This window comes from Legionella micdadei (assembly GCF_000953635.1).
GTDB classification, from domain to species: domain Bacteria; phylum Pseudomonadota; class Gammaproteobacteria; order Legionellales; family Legionellaceae; genus Tatlockia; species Tatlockia micdadei.
The window spans coordinates 2,992,501-3,009,252 of record NZ_LN614830.1; the positions used below are offsets into that span (position 1 = coordinate 2,992,501).

The window sequence follows — 16,752 nt, forward strand, 5'->3', positions numbered from 1 at the left end:
ATTCCAGCTTGATTAATAACTGCTTTATGTACAGGTGCAGTAACCAGCGCTGAAAATTCTCCTTGTAAACACTTATCGGTAGCCAGACTTAACATTTTAACGACGTAGGGTGCATTGAGAGGATTTAATTTTCCGGCAACCACTGGTGCTGCACACGGAATTGAAAGGACAGTTAAACAGTTAGATATGGGCTGGACTGGAACGTTGGCCTGATAATCAATAATAGTGATTTTTTGCTTTAACTCCTTCGCTCTTTGGGCGATTAAGTTTTTATCGCCCAAAACGACTAAAGGGAACTCGCATGACGCAAGTCCAAGACATAAATCAGGACCTATTCCTGCCGGTTCGCCACTGCTAATAAGCAAAGGCTTCATGCTAGACTTTTATCCAAAATATTCACGTAAGAATCAGCTCTCACATGTTGCTGCCAATTTTGTACCGCTTCTGTAAATTTGCGTTGTTGCAAAAACTGCCTAACCTGTTGGCGCTTAAACGCCAGGGAATCATCAATTTTTTTGCGCTCTAATACTTCTATTAAATGCCATCCAAAAACGGACTTTACAGGTTTACTCACTTGATGAATTGGCAAATTGTCCATTGCTTTTTCAAATTCAGGGACTAGCTCACCTGGATTTACCCAACCAAGATCGCCACCTTTGATTGCGCTTGCAGCATCTAAAGAGTACTGTTTTGCCAGAAGAGCAAAATCTTTCCCTGCTTTTATCTGCTGGTACAAGTTGTTTGCTTGCTTCATTGCCTCATCCTCAGTCGTACTCGCATCTGGCTTCACCAAAATATGACGGACGTGAGTCTTAGTCACTTCATGTCGCTGCTCACCGCCATTAACAGCGATTAGTTTAATCAACTGAAAACCATTCCCAGTTCGTATTGGACCAGTAACCTGACCTACACTCATGCTAACAACCCGTTTAGCGAAAACCTCAGGAAGCTCTGCCAAATGCCGCTCACCTAAATCGCCCCCTTCCAAAGCAAACTCTCCGCTTGATTCAGCAATAGCTAAACGGTTGAAATCGTCGCCACGGTTAATTTTGCTTAGTAAGTCTTTCGCCTTTTGACGGGCTTTGTTTAGTTGCTCCGTAGTAGGTTCCTCAGGCAAAGGAATAACGATATTTTGTATGTGGTAAGTTTGCTGGGTTTTGTTATCATTTTTAGCATTTTTTAGATAATCTTCGACCTGTTCTGCTGATACTGTAATCTCATTGCCCACAGCTTTCTGCTGCACACGGCTAATCAATATTTCTTTACGAACATTTTCTCTAAACGTTTCCCAACTTAAGCCTTGTTTGCTCAATTCTTCTCGTAACTGAGTTAGAGTTAGATGATTGTTACTAGCAATCTTGGCAATCGCATCATTTAAATCTGTGCTATCGACTGAAATATCATTTCGCTTTGCCAGTTGCAATTGTAAATCCACATCGATTAAATGCTGAAGGACTTGTTTACGCAAAATCTTATCCGAAGGGAGTTGCATCTTCTTAGCAATCAACTGTTCTTTTAAGATCTTAACTTGTGCGTCTAGTTCACTAGCAGTAATGACTCCATCATTAACAATAGCTACTACCTTATCCAAAGGTTGTGCTACAACCGTTAATATAGGCAATAGCAGTATAATAAACACAATCCGCTTCATCATGCCATTTTCCCCTTTACTATTTGTGTGGGCAATTTAGGTGATTCTTAAACAAAATACAAGCAATCTTATTCTTGTTAATCACTTATTGCGAAACATATCATTATAACCTGGAATATAAGTTCTTATCCTGCTAGACGGATCACTATTTCCGACGGAGCCAAGTCCTTTTAGCAGGATCTGTAAAAACACATTGTTATTATATTGGGGCCGCGATAAAGAATCCAAGCTGCGAAATGCCCGTCCTCCAATCAATCGAACCGCCCAACAACAACTATCATATTGTACTCCAAAAAGGGACATCATTTCATAACGCTTGCTGATGTTGTAGTTGTACGCACCTAAAGTACTCCAATGGGTACTGAAGGGCCAAGCGTAAGCAAAAGTTGCTTGATGTAACGGATTATTCTGTAGGTTGGTGTAGGCTACTCTTGTAATATCGCCATTTACAAGATAGGTGTAGCCGACGCCAATAATTTTGTTGCTACTCGATTCCGGTTGATAATGAAAATTGACATGACCATTATTAGTCGAATGCGTTGCAGAATCCCACACATAATCTGCTGACATTACCCAGTTGGGGTTGAAGTGATACTCTCCGCGGGCTGCAATAGGTGAAAATTTTTCAGTAGGCGACAAAAGCCCTAAAGTATCAGGATTATCTTCGCAATAACCGGTGATGCTTTGGCACAGTTTTACTTTTCTTTCTGAGAAATAGCGGGCTTGGCCAATCGAAATATTCGCCTTTTCCTTACCTGTCTCATCAGATAACCAACGGGAACTCAACGCATAGGAGAGCTGATTTGCATCCCCAATGCGATCAAAACCAGAAAATCGATTATTGCGAAATAATTGATCATAACTAAAGATCATATAACCGGAATCGAACACCGGAATTTGGGTCTGGTTATGGTAAGGAACATAAAGGTAAAAAAGACGCGGTTCTAAAGTTTGAGTAAATTCCTTACCTTTAAACACAGTTGTACGATCAAAATACAAACCACCATCAATATTATAGCGAGGAATAGAACGATTAAACTGTGATTTTGCATAGGATGGTTGATTGCTTACATTATAATAATTTTCGACCAATTGAACGGAAGGAGTGATATAACCCCAGGATTTTGACCGCGGAAATGAGAGAGCAGGATTTAAATGATACCTTGCCCCTTCAGGTTGGAATAAAATTTTTGCCGGCCAGAGAAAATAATCAAATTGCCCTTGCATGGAAAAACTGCTGTCCAAAGGCAATTCATCATAGGATCCTTCCGCCAGCAGTTGAGGTAAGCGTTGATAATTATCACTCACTGGTGTCTGGTTGATTGGATGCAGTGTTTGGTAACTTTGCAACATACCGCGGAAAAACCAATGATCCGTTGTATAAGACAGATCCCCCTGACGTAACAATTGCCTCTCCGTTAGAGTTGCCAGATTAGTACTAAAATCTTGTAAAAAATAATCATCCGAAACCTGATCAAAATTGATACCGAGATGAAAATCACGAGTGATTAAAGTTGAATTTTGTAACTGAAATGACCATCGGTCAGAAGACTTTGCACGTAATAAGGGATGTTCATCCCTATTTTCTAATAAAAATCGATTAAATGCGCGATCATGAGGCAAGTATCGACCACGAATGATGCCAAACGACTTTTGTGTTAGATAACGAAACTCGCTTCCCATCATAAAACCGCGTTTTGTATACACATGGGGAATTAACGTTGCATCATAATTTGGGGCGATATTCCAATAATAAGGTAAAGCAAGATCAAACCCACCTACATTTGAGGAACCAACAACAGGCATTAGAAATCCTGATTTTCGTTCTTTCGAGGTTGGGAAACTTAAATAAGGGGTATATAAAACAGGCCAATTGCGAATCCTTAATTTAGCATTTCGTGCTACTCCAATCGATTTGGCATTATCCAATTTAATACTGTCTGCTTCGAGTTGCCAAGCATTATCTTCAGGGACACAAGTTGTATAAGTCGCTTTTTTTAATAAATAATCTTTGTTGGCAAAGCGCTCAATCAAACTTGCTCGCCCCCAAGCAGGTTGAATTGCACCACCTTTTCGGACATTAAAGCGATACAAAACATCCTCAACTTTGCCTGATTTATCTTGCGGATTAATTGTCGCTTTCCGAGCAATCATCAGCCTTCCTGCTTCTAAATACTTTACCTCTCCTAACAATTCAATTTGGGTTACTTTATTGGTTTTAGCATCACGGTATACATAGGCAGTTTGTGCGTTAACTATACGCCCCTCTTGCTGAACTTCCACATTTCCAGATAGTTCCGAACGTCCCTCCCGGTAGAAAGAAACATTATTCGCCGTAATGCGTACTTCATCGTTCGAAAGGGGAGTAATGGCAATTGGTTTATAAAAACCGCCGCAAAGTGGAAAAGAGCGATTTGCCTGCCAACCCAAGCATTGAGCAAATTTTGTTCGATTGGCAGCAGTTAGCTCAGCCTCTCTTGCCACCACACAAGCTTGCACAGGCTCAACCATTATTTCTGAGGCGTGGGTAACGACGTGATACGTACCCGCGACTATCCCTATTGCAGTGGTTAATCCCACAAACAAATAGCGATGACAAGTTATTTTTTCGAATTGTTGTTTAATCGAATCAAAGTTAATTTTCACCGCCACCAAAATACCTTATGATTCACATGCGCTAGGGCCTACTTACAGTCCCTGATTTGCGCCCAAAGAAATGAGCAGAGGAGTATAGCATGCATGATCGACAAAACGCACTTAGCAAATGGCTTGAGCAAATTCTTGCCTCAACGCAATTTACCTTAATTCCTCTTGCAGGAGATGCTAGTTTTAGACGGTATTTCCGCCTTCATTATAAAGGATCAACTCAAGTCATCATGGATGCTCCGCCTGATAAAGAAACCCTCGAGCCTTTTTTAGCCATTGCTGATTTACTGAGCACCAATGGCCTATCAACACCAAAAATTCATGCTGTCGATAAAAAACAGGGATTTGCCATTCTTGACGACTTTGGCGATACACTATTGCTCCATGCTCTTTCTTCACAAACTGCTGATAAGCTTTACAAAGCAGCGATGGACACATTGAATATCCTTCAATTGAATACTATATCCAAGGCAGCACAACTACCTCCATTTGATAAAAACTTTATCCTATATGAATTGAATCTATTCAAAGAATGGTTCTTACACGCTTATTTAAAACTCAACCTTTCGACCACAGAGGAAGCACTCATTAGTCAGACTTTTGATTGGCTTAGCGCTGAAGTGACAAAACAGCCTAATGTCTTGATTCATCGGGATTATCACTCACGGAATATTATGCTGCTTGAACAAGATGATAAAATTAAGTTAGGGATCATTGATTTTCAAGACGCAATGTATGGACCCTTTACTTATGATCTCGTTTCCCTATTAAAAGATTGTTATATTCAATGGCCGCGTGAGCAAGTCATGAGTTGGTTATCATATTTTTATGAGCATTCATCACTCGCAAAACAATACTCATTACCCGATTTTATTCGAGCCTTTGATTATTGTGGTTTGCAACGCCATTTGAAAGTTTTAGGCGTTTTCTCCCGTTTGTATTTGCGAGATAATAAACCCAGTTATTTACAAGATATGCCCTTGACTCTTCATTATGTCGTTGCTTGCTTGGAATGCTATCCACAATTCGATTCCTTTTATCACTTCATTCAAAATAGGGTACGTTTGCCATGAAAATTGCGATGATTTTGGCTGCTGGCCGAGGTGAGCGTTTAAGACCACTGACTGATACTCAGCCCAAAGCCATGTGCCTTGTTCACCAAAAACCGCTGATTCAATACCATGTTGAGAAATTAGCAAGATCGGGCTTCGAGCGAATTGTCATCAATCATGCCCATCTTGGCGGACAAATACGCCATTATCTCGGAGATGGAGCAAAATGGGATGTCGAAATCTGTTACGCACCAGAACCACCAGGGGGCCTGGAAACAGGCGGAGGGATTTATAATGCTTTGCCTTTACTCGGTAAAGATCCTTTTATCACCGTGAATGCTGATATTTTTACAGATTATGAATTTAGCTCTTTGCACTTAGCGAATGATGCAAAACTCCATTTAGTGCTGGTTAATAATCCTTCACATAATGCTAAAGGGGATTTTGATTTAATTCATCAAAACAAACTTAGCAATAAAAACAAGCGCTACACTTACTCTGGTATAGCCTGCTATCGACCCGAAGCCTTCGAACAATACAAAGCGGGAAGATATTCGGTTGTTTCTTTGTTTCACAGCTTAATTAAAGAAAACCGAGCTACTGGAGAACTTTATCAAGGATTATGGGTGGATATTGGCTCCGCAGAACGGCTTAAATTTGCTAACGCTTTGTTATAGTACATCTGTCTGCTACAGATTGAATGCTGCTTGACGAGTCCCTGCTTACTGAGAGACTCGCACATTGTCTACTGGTCCACGCATGGCTAAGCTCGCGTTAATACTTAGGCTGCTGGAGCACTAGTAGGCGCTTCGTCACCACTACTTGGCGTAGGCGTACCAGGAGCGGGAGCCTCTTTGACTGCAGCAGCTCTTCCTGTAACTTGCTGAGCAGCTTTTTGAGGCTGTTGCTTAGCTTGACCGCTTCGACTTCTCACATCAGCTTCAATGCCATGCTCACCAAGGTAATCTTTTAATTCTGTTTTCATCAAGCTATCCACTTCCTCTGGATCGGCTCTTTTAGGTTCACCTCTTTCATATTTCATGTCGCCTTCTTTTGTGGCTTCATAGAGAATGTTACCTCTATTGGCTATATCATTTTCCCCGAAGAACGCGTTAACGAGTTTATCTAACGGCCTAGCTTGTTCACCAGATATTTTCTGGCCTTCATTGACAAACACCCGCTTATAGTGAGAATTTTCATCAACAGCGAAATCCACTCTGATAGGACCTTGAATGTTTTCAGCCACCTCTTTAGCCGCTTTGTCAGCAATATTCCTTTGCAAGTTCTTATAGTTGCCCTCTACAAATTCACCAAACCATGCCTGACCATTTGTTGCGCTTTTCATATGAACATATTCTCTGAAATCCTCTAAATGTCGTCGCATTCCTTTAGCTTCTTCGGTCATGCCTAACTCATCCATTCTATTGTCAAAGCGATCAACCAAATAATCAGCGCCTTCAGGACTATGTCGAACACATTCCTTGGCAGCATCAATTGCTTTTGATTCAGGGGCTAGCGGTTTTATTCCTGTGCCGCGGGTTGTCGTGCGTAATGTGGCTCTGGGCATTTCAAATTCTCACTGCTTTGATTATTCACAAAAATATAAGATTAGTTACGCATTGTGAAAATAATTCGTTAGATTATTATAGCAAATCAACAAAGTTTTTTGGTGCTTAACTTTTATCCTTAACCGTTAAGAGAAAGTAAAGATATTGAGACAACGGGGTAAATTTTAGATAAAAAAGAAAAAGCCTTGATGAATTACGATCATCAAAGCTTTTTCTAAAAGCTAATCCATTGGATTTGGAAAAGTATCCGCAAGAGAAGCAAAACTCTTCTTTTTCAAGGAGTCAAAAGAAAACTCGTCTACCTGAATGGCATCCCAGCAAGCTCGCTCTACGCTGATGATATTATCAGCTTCTGCTTGAGATAATTCGCCTTTCGCCACTTTTTCAGCGATTTTTTCTTTCAAAGCGCCGAATTTATACCGTTTAAGATCGTTTATCCTCTTGTACAATTCATCATGGTTAATAATGAGTTGCAAAGTTTGCTCCATTCTGTCGACCGGTTGTTTTCGATCCCCGCTTAAAAAGATCAATTTCGACATGCGATTCCGATAATGATTATTTTTCATCATCAATCGGGCTAACTGATGATCAAGTTTGTCACTTGGATAAGCCATTGTTTGCCCAAAAGGAAAGGCAACTAAACGCATTAAGAATCCCAATGGTCTTGATGGAAAATTACGGCAAAAAGCAATCATCGATTTTTGTGCTTGATAGAAGCAATACTTTAACGCCCATTTAGCATGCAGCTTCTCATCTGGGTTCTCATTATTTTCTTGGTAGGAACGAAGTACAGCCATTGCCATATAAAGGAAAGACATCCCGTCCGCTAGTCTTGCAGACAAACGCTCCTTACGCTTTAAATCCCCTCCCAAATAAATTAAAGATAAATCTGCTAACCAGGCCAAGGCATGGCTTAACCGGGCCAATTTTTTGTACCCATAATTTAGTTCATTTCCCGGAGCTTCGATAAATAAGCCAGCAGTCCATGCGGAGCAAAGTGCTTTGGCAAAATTACGCATTGAATAATTAATATGCTGCCAAATCAATTGGCGAAAACCCTCTTTATCATTGCGGGATATCGCATAAAACTCATCCCGTACGTAGGGATGGCAAGCCATAGAGCCTTGCCCAAAAATGAGCAAATTGCGGGACATGATATTTGCCCCCTCTACAGTCACCGAAACAGGAATGCTTTGGTAAAAATCAAAGAGGTAATTGCGCTCTCCTGTGACCACAGCACGACCCGCATGGATATCCATCGCGTCATTGATCGCAATTCGTGCGAGCTCAGTATTAAAATATTTAGTAATCGCAGAGGCCACAGAGGGTTTTTTATGTTGATTAACTGCAGCTACAGTTAAGAGGCGGGTAGCATTCACTATGTAATTTAACCCCGCTACTTCTGCCAGCTTTTCTTCTATCCCTTCAAAATTGCCAATTTCGACTGCAAATTGCCGACGAATCCTGGCAAAAGCCCCGGTCGTTAGATAAGCGACTGAAGAAGACGCAGAACCTAAAGCAGGTAAAGAAATTGAGCGGCCAATGGATAGGCATTCAACTAGCATCTGCCAACCATGACCCGCATTTTTTTGTCCACCTATGATAGTAGTGATGGGAACAAAAATGTTCTCACCACGTAAAGTTCCATTCATAAACGATTGTTCAGCGGGTAAATGCCGGTTACCGATGATCAAATTCTCAGTGTCACGTGGGATTAACAGACACGTTATGCCTTCAGAACCCTCCCCTTTCAACAAACCATCGGGGTCTTTCAGATTCACTGCGAGCCCGATGAGTGTAGCGACAGGGGCTAAAGTAATCCATCGTTTATTTAAAGTGATGTTTAATCCTAAAACCATCTTACCATCGACTTTCTTTTTAACCACAATCGCTTCAGATTGAATTGAAGTAGCGTCACTGCCAGCCCCCGGCTCAGTCAGGGCAAAACAAGGGATATCAATTCCTTTTGCCAAGTTGGGTAAATAGTTAGCCTTTTGTTCATCCGTTCCGTAGTAAGTGAGCAACTCACCTGGGCCAAGGGAATTTGGCACCATCACCGTGACAGCTGCTGCAGGGGAACGACTCGCTATTTTGAGCACGACATCAGAATGGGCCCGCGCTGAAAATCCTTTGCCTCCATATTCCTTAGGGATTACTAATCCTAAAAAGCCTTTTTCTTTGATATAAGTCCAAATGTCTTCTGGTAAATCCCCGGCTTGCTTTATTTTCCAATTATCAAGCATGCTGCATAGTGTTTGCACTTCATTATCGAGAAAAGCTTGTTCTTCTGGAGTAAGTTGTGCAGAAACATTTTTTAGAGTTTCCCAGTTCGGAGATCCGGTAAAAATATCCTTTTCAATCCAAGTATCTCCAGCATTTAAAGCTTCTTCTTCTGTTTTGGTTAACTTGGGAATTGATTTACCCGCGTGATGGAACAAGAAATCACTGATTGCATCGCGCAAAGATTCAACATTAATGAGTACTACTGCAGCAATGATGGCTAACCAGATGAGTAATCCGAGAAACCAATTCATGCCAATTACAAATGTGGCTAGAATCAGATAGATAGCGCTACCGATTTCCCAGCTCATTGCATTCATCCCACGATAGAGTACAACCAGAGTAAATACTAAATAGATAAGAAACAGCAGAGTAGCCATGTCAGCACCTTCCTTTGCTTGGAAAAGCAGTTAAGCTTTAAGTATATACCTGTCTTTAACCATTTTGCGAGTGATAAAACCAGAATAAATTACTATATTAAACAGTAAATTATGCAATAAGCATTGCGATGGTTAGCGTTTACTGTTATGAATCAACTAGTGTAAATGTTTTTATAGATTGATGCTCATGAACACACGCCTAGTTTGGAATTTTGAAATCGAGAACGATAACATGCTCAATTTGCAAAATTTAAAGGCAGCCCGCGAAGAAATACGCTGGGAAGCACGGTATTTCTGGCCATCTAACACAACGATTACGTTACATGGCTTGGACCATCACTTTCTATCTCTCTCGAACTATGAAACCAAACACCGGCAAGATTGTTATTCTCTCTTGCCTAAGTCTAATTTCAATATTAAACGCCGGCGAATGCAAATGCTTTATAAACCTTTACTCAAAGAAAGCGGTATGTTACGTGGCTACGGCAAAAAAATTAACCTTGAAGATTATCCAGACAATGAAATTCTACCAGGCACTGACGGCCTCTCAGCTCCTGCTTTATTAGCACAATTAAAAAATAACAAACGAGATATTGAGGTAGAGAAGGATGCGTTAATTTATAAATTTGCAAGTGAGCCGATAATCAAACTCGAGTTAGCACGCCTTACCATAGCCGAACAAATTTTCTACAGCGCTTGTATCGAAGGGAAATCCAAAACACTAGTCTCTTCCATAGCAAAACACTTGCTGGGAGAACGAGTTTCCTGCGACTATGTTAATTTTCTTAAACAAATTTTAGCCTATGATGAATAATCTTCTCGCCATTATACTCAGCTTTGGCAAAATTGGTTTCATCTCCTTAGGTGGCGGTAATTCCATGTTAAAACTTTTGGAATACGAAGCGGTCACCAATCGCCACTGGATTACCTCAGAAGAATTTGTCAGTATGGTGGGGGCAAGCTTCCTTTTTCCTGGTTTGACTGCAGTCAAGCTAGCAGCATTAATCGGCTATAAAGCATCAGGAATACTGGGTTTAATTTTGGCATTAACTTGCTTAAACCTTCCAGGGCTGATTTTAGCCGTCTTAGGCTATCAGGTGTTGAGTTCGAATAATAGTCCCGTCACCCACAAAATTATGGTCAGCGTTCAATACGGCGCCTTAGCTCTTTTAGCCGCCGCTTCTTACTCAGTCGCGCAAGGTATTTTTGGTGTGTATTACTCGCTCCCAATTACCATAGCGACTATTTTATTTTTTATCGGACTCACTTATTTTCAGCTCTCACCTTTTTGGGGATTTATTGCGTTTATTGGAATTTGCTTTTTCCTCGTCAAACCTAGTTAAGATTCATGGCCTTAGTTCATACACAAACTTCTCGCTACTCGTTTCCTTTTGCTCGCATTTTTTTAGAGCTACTGGCAAAATGAGCAATATATGATTTGTACGAGCCTTAGTTTTTATTCCGAGAGGTATAGACTGTGAGCAATGATTTGGGTAACCCAGAATACTATATCAATCGCGAATTTACAGCATTATCTTTTAATGAGCGAGTCTTGCAACTGGCGAAAGACGAACGTGTCCCTTTATTAGAACGTATGCGTTTTCTTTGCATTTGCAGTGGTAATCTCGATGAATTTTTCGAAATCCGAGTTGCTGGTTTAAAAGAAAAAATGGCGCTTCATTCAAGAAAGCTCTACATTGACGGACTTCAAGCTGACGAAATTTTTGGGCAGCTCAGTAAAAAAGTTCATCTCCTTACCGATGAGTTATATGAAATCTTCAATAAAGAACTCATACCCGCAATGAAAAAAGCGAATATCCATTTCCTTCCTGTCGAAGAATGGGACGATGATATTCATCTCTGGGCAAAACATTATTTCAAAAATGAAATTCTACCTATTGTCAGTCCTATAGCGCTTGATTTAGCACACCCTTTTCCGCGGTTATTTAATAAAAGCTTGAATTTTATTATTTCTTTACGAGGTAAAGATGCATTTGATCGGAACATCGACTACGCAGTGGTTCATGCACCTCGTTCCTTACCACGTATGATTCCCTTACCTTCAGAACTTTGTACTGAGGGAGGTAGTTATTTTGTTTATTTATCTTCGATCATTCAAACCCATATTCATCGATTATTTCCTGGGATGGAAATTAACGGTTGCTATCCTTTCCGCTTAACTCGTAATAGTGATTTATTTTTACGCGAAGAAGAAATTGAGGATTTAGCTGTTGCTGTTCAACGTGAATTATTTACACGACACTATGGTCATGTGGTGCGTCTTGAAGTAGACATTGATTGCCCTGCAAATATTGTTGATTTTCTTCTGCAGAAACATCACTTACACCATGAAGATGCTTATTATTGTGATGGACCAGTCAATTTACAGCGTTATTACAGTGTCGTAAACCGTATTGATCGCCCGGAGTTGAATTACCCGCCTCTGACTGTCCAATACCCAGAATTCATCCATCAAAAGCGTAATTTGTTTAATGTCTTGGATGAGCAAGATATTTTATTGCATCATCCCTATCAAAGTTTTGAAGTAGTGATTGATTTTGTCCGCCAAGCTGCAGCAGATCCGGCAGTTTTAGCGATTAAACAAACCCTTTATCGAACGCACTCTGAATCAGTCATGGTAAAAGCCCTTGTAGAGGCAGCCCGTTCTGGCAAAGAAGTCACAGCAGTGATTGAATTGCGTGCGCGCTTTGATGAAGAATCCAATTTAAAACTCGCAAATCGTCTACACGAGGCCGGTGTTCTCGTTTTATATGGCGTAATGGGCTACAAGACGCATGCTAAAATGACGCTTGTCGTGCGGCGTACTCACGGAAAACTAAAACACTATGTCCATTTAGGAACGGGGAATTATCATGAGCAAACGGCAAAACGTTACACCGATTTAGGGTTACTGACTTGTGAACCAACGATTGCTGCCGACACCCAAGTGATTTTTCAACAGCTCACAGGATTGGGACGGGCAGTTAAACTTAAAGCCCTTTGCCACTCTCCATTTACTCTACAAAAAAATTTGCTGCAACTCATTGAACAATGCCGCCAAGCAGCCAGTGAGGGACAAGAAGCAGAAATCTACATAAAAGTTAACGGATTAACAGATAAAACGATGATTCAGGCTCTTTATCAAGCGTCCCAAGCCGGAGTGAAAATAAATTTGTTAGTGCGCAGTGTTTGCTGCCTTAAACCAGGCATTCCGGGCATTTCTGATAATATTCGTGTCATTTCGATAGTCGGCCGATTTCTTGAACACCATCGAGTCTATTATTTCCGCACAGGAAATGAAGAGCGTTATTACTGTGCAAGTGCTGATTTGATGGAGCGCAATCTTTATACACGGATTGAAGTCATGTTTCCTATTCTTGATGAGGCTTGTCGTCGGCGGATTAAGCAGGAAATTTTTAAAAATTATTTAAGGGACAACACCAATGCTTGGGAAATGCAGGCTGATGGCAGTTATAAACGACTCGGAAATGGAACGTATAGCGCGCAAGAGAAACTATTAGAATTGTATTCAAAAAATGGCCATTAGGAGTAGCGGCTAATTCTTATAACCATAGTTTATGCGCTTTACCTGGTACCTCACGCACTAAACGAGGCACTAAATAACCAGGTAATAAGCTTTGTAATTGTAAATGAATCGCACGAGCTAATTTTTCTGATAAATCAAAATGAGCCGCACCCACCACTTTATCTAAGACATGCAAATAATAAGGCAAAACACCACAATCAAATAAGCGCTCACTTAAATTAGCCAAAATTTCTGCGTCATCATTGATTGCTTTCAATAAGACAGTTTGATTGAGCAAGTGGCAACCAACCTGACGCAGTGCACTACAGACTTGCTGCACCCCCTCATCTAATTCTTGGGGATGATTACAATGCAACACAATCACTTTGCGCAATCGGGTATCGGAAAGTATGGTTAATAAAGCATCGTTGATGCGTTCCGGCAAGACTACTGGGATTCGTGTGTGAAACCGAATTGTACGTATATGTTGGATAGTTTCTAATTGATTTATAAAATCACCCAGCATTTTATCTGTAGCTAACAACGGGTCGCCCCCACTCAATATAACTTCGAAAATTGTTGGATCGTGACGGATATAATTCAGAACCTCCTGCCAACCGTTGCGGCCAGGATTATTATTTTGATAGGGAAAATGGCGTCTAAAACAAAAACGGCAATTAACAGCACACACACCTGTTAATGTGAGAAGCACCCTGCCTTGATATTTATGTATTAATCCCTGCAAAGGATTAGTAGAGGACTCAGCAAGGGGGTCAGTGGCATAGTTATCCACTGTCTGCAACTCCTCATTAACCGCTAGAACTTGCAATAAAAGCGGATCATGTGGATTACCCGGCTGCATACGCGCTGCAAACCCTCGAGGAACTCGGGTTTTAAATTGTTGTTCAGCTACCGCACTGCCTAATTCCAAAGGTAATGATAGGAACTCTAGCAATTCATTGACGGAGGTGAATCCTTGCGCCAGGATTTTTTGCCAAGTCACAGCGTAATCTCGCATTGATTAAAAGTTATGATGAATCCAGATTTTATACTATCTTTATACTATCGCTTTTTTCATCTCAACCGTACTTAAAAACTCGCAACAGGTGTACAAAATTGATAAACTGCGAACTCTATCGAAAATGCAATAAAATCTCAACAGTGGAGCACTAATGGCTACCTACAGCACAAATGAATTTAAGAATGGCTTAAAAGTCATGGTCGATAATGCACCATGCAGCATCGTTGATTGCGAATTCGTTAAACCTGGTAAAGGTCAAGCGTTTACTCGAGTCAAAATTCGTAATTTAAAAACCGGACGCGTGGTTGAGCGCACCTTTAAATCAGGTGAAACACTAGAATCAGCCGATGTAGCTGATGTGGAAATGCAATATTTGTATAACGATGGGGAACAATGGCATTTTATGGTTCCTGATACCTTTGAACAATACGCGGTAAGCCGAGACACATTGGCTGACGCAGCACAATGGTTAAAAGAGCAAGACATTTGTATTGTTACCTTATGGAATAATGAACCTATACAGGTTACTCCACCTAATTTTGTTATTCTAGCAATAACTGATACCGATCCTGGTCTTAAAGGGGATACTTCTGGAGGCGGTGGCAAACCAGCGACTCTTGAAACTGGTGCTGTAGTCCGTGTTCCTTTATTTGTACAAACAGGCGAGCTTATTAAAGTCGATACACGTAAAGGAGAATACGTTTCTCGGGCTAAAGAATAAACGAGACTTATACAAATCTAGGTTGGGATAATCGACCCAACCTATTCAGGAAAGACAGACAACCCTTTTAGCCCAAAGGCTATACGTTACCATCTACGGCCTTCAAACCAACTGCGATTTGAATAAGCACGATAACCACGCCAGTAACCCACGTTTCCCCAACCGCCAGAATAATAACTGGTCCAATAGGGCCGATAGCCGTAATAACCAACAGCATAGACATAATCATTATTGTATCCAGGGGAGTAGGAGGCTTCAGAAATAGTACAACCGGTGAGAAAAGTTGCAGGTAGAACCATCGATACTGCAATTATTATTTTTTTCATGATCGCTTCCTTGTTATGATCTGCAAATTAATTATATAACACGATCACAAATTAAACAAAATTTGATAAACTGATTTGCTTATGAAATGAGAGGATTAGCATACAGGCAATGACATAAGCCTAAGTATCTGAGCCGCAAAATGACGCACAAAGTGGCGACCTATGAAGTGTTTTAGGTTTTCTGCCTTGCAAGATATACACACCACACTTCAAAACCGATCTCCTTATCTAAACTTGAATTTTGGTTCAGCCAGGTCAGTCATTGCCTATATGTTTTATGATAGACCATTGAGGTCTATTTTTGAAATGACTGCTCCTATTCGACAACAAATAGACAATTGCCCTAAAAAATGTTTATCCTGAATTCAAGGACTTATGTATTGGATTACATTAATGAGAAATTTGCTACTAAACCCTTTTACTTCATTTAAAGATTTAGAAGACTACATTCGCGACGAGTTAAATAATGAAAAAAAAGAGCTTTGTTTATACAATATTCGTCTTGATTCTTACACTGAGGAACAAATTACCCATTTTTTGGAAGTCATTACGACAACAGGGGTCACTTCGCTTTCATTTAAAAACAATCATGCAGGTTCTACCGTCTCCCTATCCTGTTGGCAAACTTTTTGCCATGGATTAATTAATAGTTCCGTAAGGGAGTTAAAAATTGATGATAACCAACTGTATCAATTCGGAGTCGAATATTGGCAAGCTTTAGATTATTTTATTGAGAAACGGCTAGAAAAAGATTCCGATGCTCTGGAGTTACTTTCTTTACAAAACAATAACTTAGTTGAACTAAGCGAGGAGAGCCATCAAGTTTTAAATAGTCTCATACACCGTTTAGACTGCCCTCGCCTGATTAGTTTTAATAATTGGTGCAAAAATTTACTTCGTTGGGGGGAATTAACCTCTATCGTTGATGAATCGCTTGCTATTGCTCGCCGCAACTGGTTTACAGAGAATGCAGCCAAGATGGATACCCAAAAAGTTGAAGTATCAGACGGTTTGTCTATTAACCCATCTTGAATAATCGCTGCACTCCAAGATAAAACGGATTGAATTCAATCACGAAAATTCTCAAATTGCAGGGGCAGCTTAATATCTGATTTTTTTAACAAAGCGATAGCCTCTTGCAAATCATCGCGTTTTTTTCCAGTGACGCGTATTTTATCACCCATAATGGATGTTTGTACTTTTAGCTTGCTATCTTTAATAAATTTAACGATTTCCTTTGCCGTTGGTTGATCAATACCTTGTTTAAAGGTCATGGATAAGGAAAAAGTTTTACCGCTATGAACTGGCTTATCGTCTATATCAACCCCAGCAGTATCCACATTTCGCTTAGTACAATGGTTGCGGAATAAATCTTCAAGCTGCCTGACTTGAAACTCCGATTCTGACTTTAATGTGACGGTCAACTCATTTAAATCAATGCTGGACTCTACGCCACGGAAATCAAATCGGGTTCCCAGTTCTCGTATAGCATTATCAACAGCATGGCGTAATTCTACTTTGTTAATTTCTGATACAATATCAAAAGTAGGCATAATTCTTTATTTCCCATTTAACTCGTAT

At 40.4% G+C, this 16,752-nt stretch carries 15 protein-coding genes (1 of these 15 only partly in view); 7 read left to right on the plus strand and 8 right to left on the minus strand.

Annotated elements, in window-relative coordinates:
• From pdxA to LMI_RS13380, 3 genes are all read right to left on the minus strand, one after another.
• Positions 1 to 374 carry the 5' end (the start) of a 4-hydroxythreonine-4-phosphate dehydrogenase PdxA gene (gene pdxA / locus LMI_RS13370; protein WP_045100233.1) on the minus strand. It extends 604 nt beyond the left edge of the window, so 374 of the gene's 978 nt are visible here — the first part of the coding sequence; it begins with the start codon at positions 372 to 374; its stop codon lies off the left edge, out of view.
• Positions 371 to 1,654: a peptidylprolyl isomerase gene (locus LMI_RS13375; RefSeq protein WP_045100234.1), complete on the minus strand. Its 1,284-nt coding sequence runs from the start codon at positions 1,652 to 1,654 to the stop codon at positions 371 to 373. Before LMI_RS13375 ends, pdxA begins: the two co-directional genes overlap by 4 nt.
• Positions 1,655 to 1,732: 78 nt before the next feature.
• Positions 1,733 to 4,162 (minus strand): LPS-assembly protein LptD, encoded by a 2,430-nt coding sequence (locus LMI_RS13380; protein WP_102010603.1) that lies wholly within the window; start codon positions 4,160 to 4,162, stop codon positions 1,733 to 1,735.
• 224 nt (positions 4,163 to 4,386) lie between these two features.
• Between LMI_RS13380 and LMI_RS13385 the strand changes: the two genes are divergently transcribed.
• Both LMI_RS13385 and murU read left to right on the plus strand, forming a co-directional pair.
• Positions 4,387 to 5,370: an aminoglycoside phosphotransferase family protein gene (locus LMI_RS13385; protein WP_045100235.1), complete on the plus strand. Its 984-nt coding sequence runs from the start codon at positions 4,387 to 4,389 to the stop codon at positions 5,368 to 5,370.
• Positions 5,367 to 6,026: an N-acetylmuramate alpha-1-phosphate uridylyltransferase MurU gene (gene murU, locus LMI_RS13390; protein WP_045100236.1), complete on the plus strand. Its 660-nt coding sequence runs from the start codon at positions 5,367 to 5,369 to the stop codon at positions 6,024 to 6,026. The genes LMI_RS13385 and murU overlap by 4 nt, the downstream gene beginning before the upstream one ends.
• Positions 6,027 to 6,130: 104 nt before the next feature.
• Here the strand turns inward: murU and LMI_RS13395 are convergent, their stop codons facing one another.
• The gene (locus LMI_RS13395) at positions 6,131 to 6,916 is read right to left on the minus strand and encodes a hypothetical protein (protein WP_045100237.1); all 786 of its coding nucleotides are present in this window, start codon (positions 6,914 to 6,916) and stop codon (positions 6,131 to 6,133) included.
• Positions 6,917 to 7,138: 222 nt separating this feature from the next.
• Entirely contained in the window at positions 7,139 to 9,577 is a 2,439-nt protein-coding gene (locus tag LMI_RS13400) for an acyl-CoA dehydrogenase (protein WP_052679586.1), read from the minus strand.
• Between the two features lie 187 nt (positions 9,578 to 9,764).
• Here LMI_RS13400 and LMI_RS13405 point away from each other — a divergent pair, with 187 nt between their 5' ends.
• The 3 genes from LMI_RS13405 to ppk1 all read left to right on the plus strand — a co-directional run bounded on the left by LMI_RS13405 (position 9,765) and on the right by ppk1 (position 13,124).
• Complete coding sequence (locus LMI_RS13405; protein WP_045100238.1) at positions 9,765 to 10,391, plus strand: hypothetical protein; 627 nt, start codon at positions 9,765 to 9,767, stop codon at positions 10,389 to 10,391.
• Positions 10,381 to 10,920 (plus strand): chromate transporter, encoded by a 540-nt coding sequence (locus LMI_RS13410; RefSeq protein ID WP_045100239.1) that lies wholly within the window; start codon positions 10,381 to 10,383, stop codon positions 10,918 to 10,920. The genes LMI_RS13405 and LMI_RS13410 overlap by 11 nt, the downstream gene beginning before the upstream one ends.
• 134 nt (positions 10,921 to 11,054) lie before the next feature.
• A complete protein-coding gene (ppk1, locus tag LMI_RS13415) occupies positions 11,055 to 13,124 on the plus strand; it encodes a polyphosphate kinase 1 (RefSeq protein WP_045100240.1) in 2,070 nt (689 codons plus the stop codon).
• A 16-nt stretch (positions 13,125 to 13,140) separates the two neighbouring features.
• On the opposite strand, the gene epmB is transcribed toward ppk1, so the two are convergent.
• Positions 13,141 to 14,121: an EF-P beta-lysylation protein EpmB gene (epmB, locus tag LMI_RS13420; protein ID WP_045100241.1), complete on the minus strand. Its 981-nt coding sequence runs from the start codon at positions 14,119 to 14,121 to the stop codon at positions 13,141 to 13,143.
• A gap of 154 nt (positions 14,122 to 14,275) precedes the next feature.
• Here epmB and efp point away from each other — a divergent pair, with 154 nt between their 5' ends.
• Positions 14,276 to 14,845, plus strand: coding sequence for an elongation factor P (efp, locus tag LMI_RS13425; RefSeq protein WP_045100242.1), 570 nt, complete (start codon positions 14,276 to 14,278; stop codon positions 14,843 to 14,845).
• Positions 14,846 to 14,931: 86 nt separating this feature from the next.
• Here efp and LMI_RS13430 read toward each other — a convergent pair whose 3' ends face one another.
• Positions 14,932 to 15,171 carry a hypothetical protein gene (locus LMI_RS13430; RefSeq protein WP_045100243.1) on the minus strand — a complete coding sequence of 80 codons (240 nt, stop codon included), beginning with the start codon at positions 15,169 to 15,171 and terminating at the stop codon, positions 14,932 to 14,934.
• 393 nt (positions 15,172 to 15,564) lie between these two features.
• Between LMI_RS13430 and LMI_RS13435 the strand changes: the two genes are divergently transcribed.
• The gene (locus LMI_RS13435) at positions 15,565 to 16,203 is read left to right on the plus strand and encodes a hypothetical protein (RefSeq protein ID WP_045100244.1); all 639 of its coding nucleotides are present in this window, start codon (positions 15,565 to 15,567) and stop codon (positions 16,201 to 16,203) included.
• Between the two features lie 35 nt (positions 16,204 to 16,238).
• On the opposite strand, the gene LMI_RS13440 is transcribed toward LMI_RS13435, so the two are convergent.
• A complete protein-coding gene (locus LMI_RS13440; RefSeq protein WP_045100245.1) occupies positions 16,239 to 16,724 on the minus strand; it encodes a YajQ family cyclic di-GMP-binding protein in 486 nt (161 codons plus the stop codon).
• Between the last annotated feature and the right edge of the window lie 28 nt (positions 16,725 to 16,752).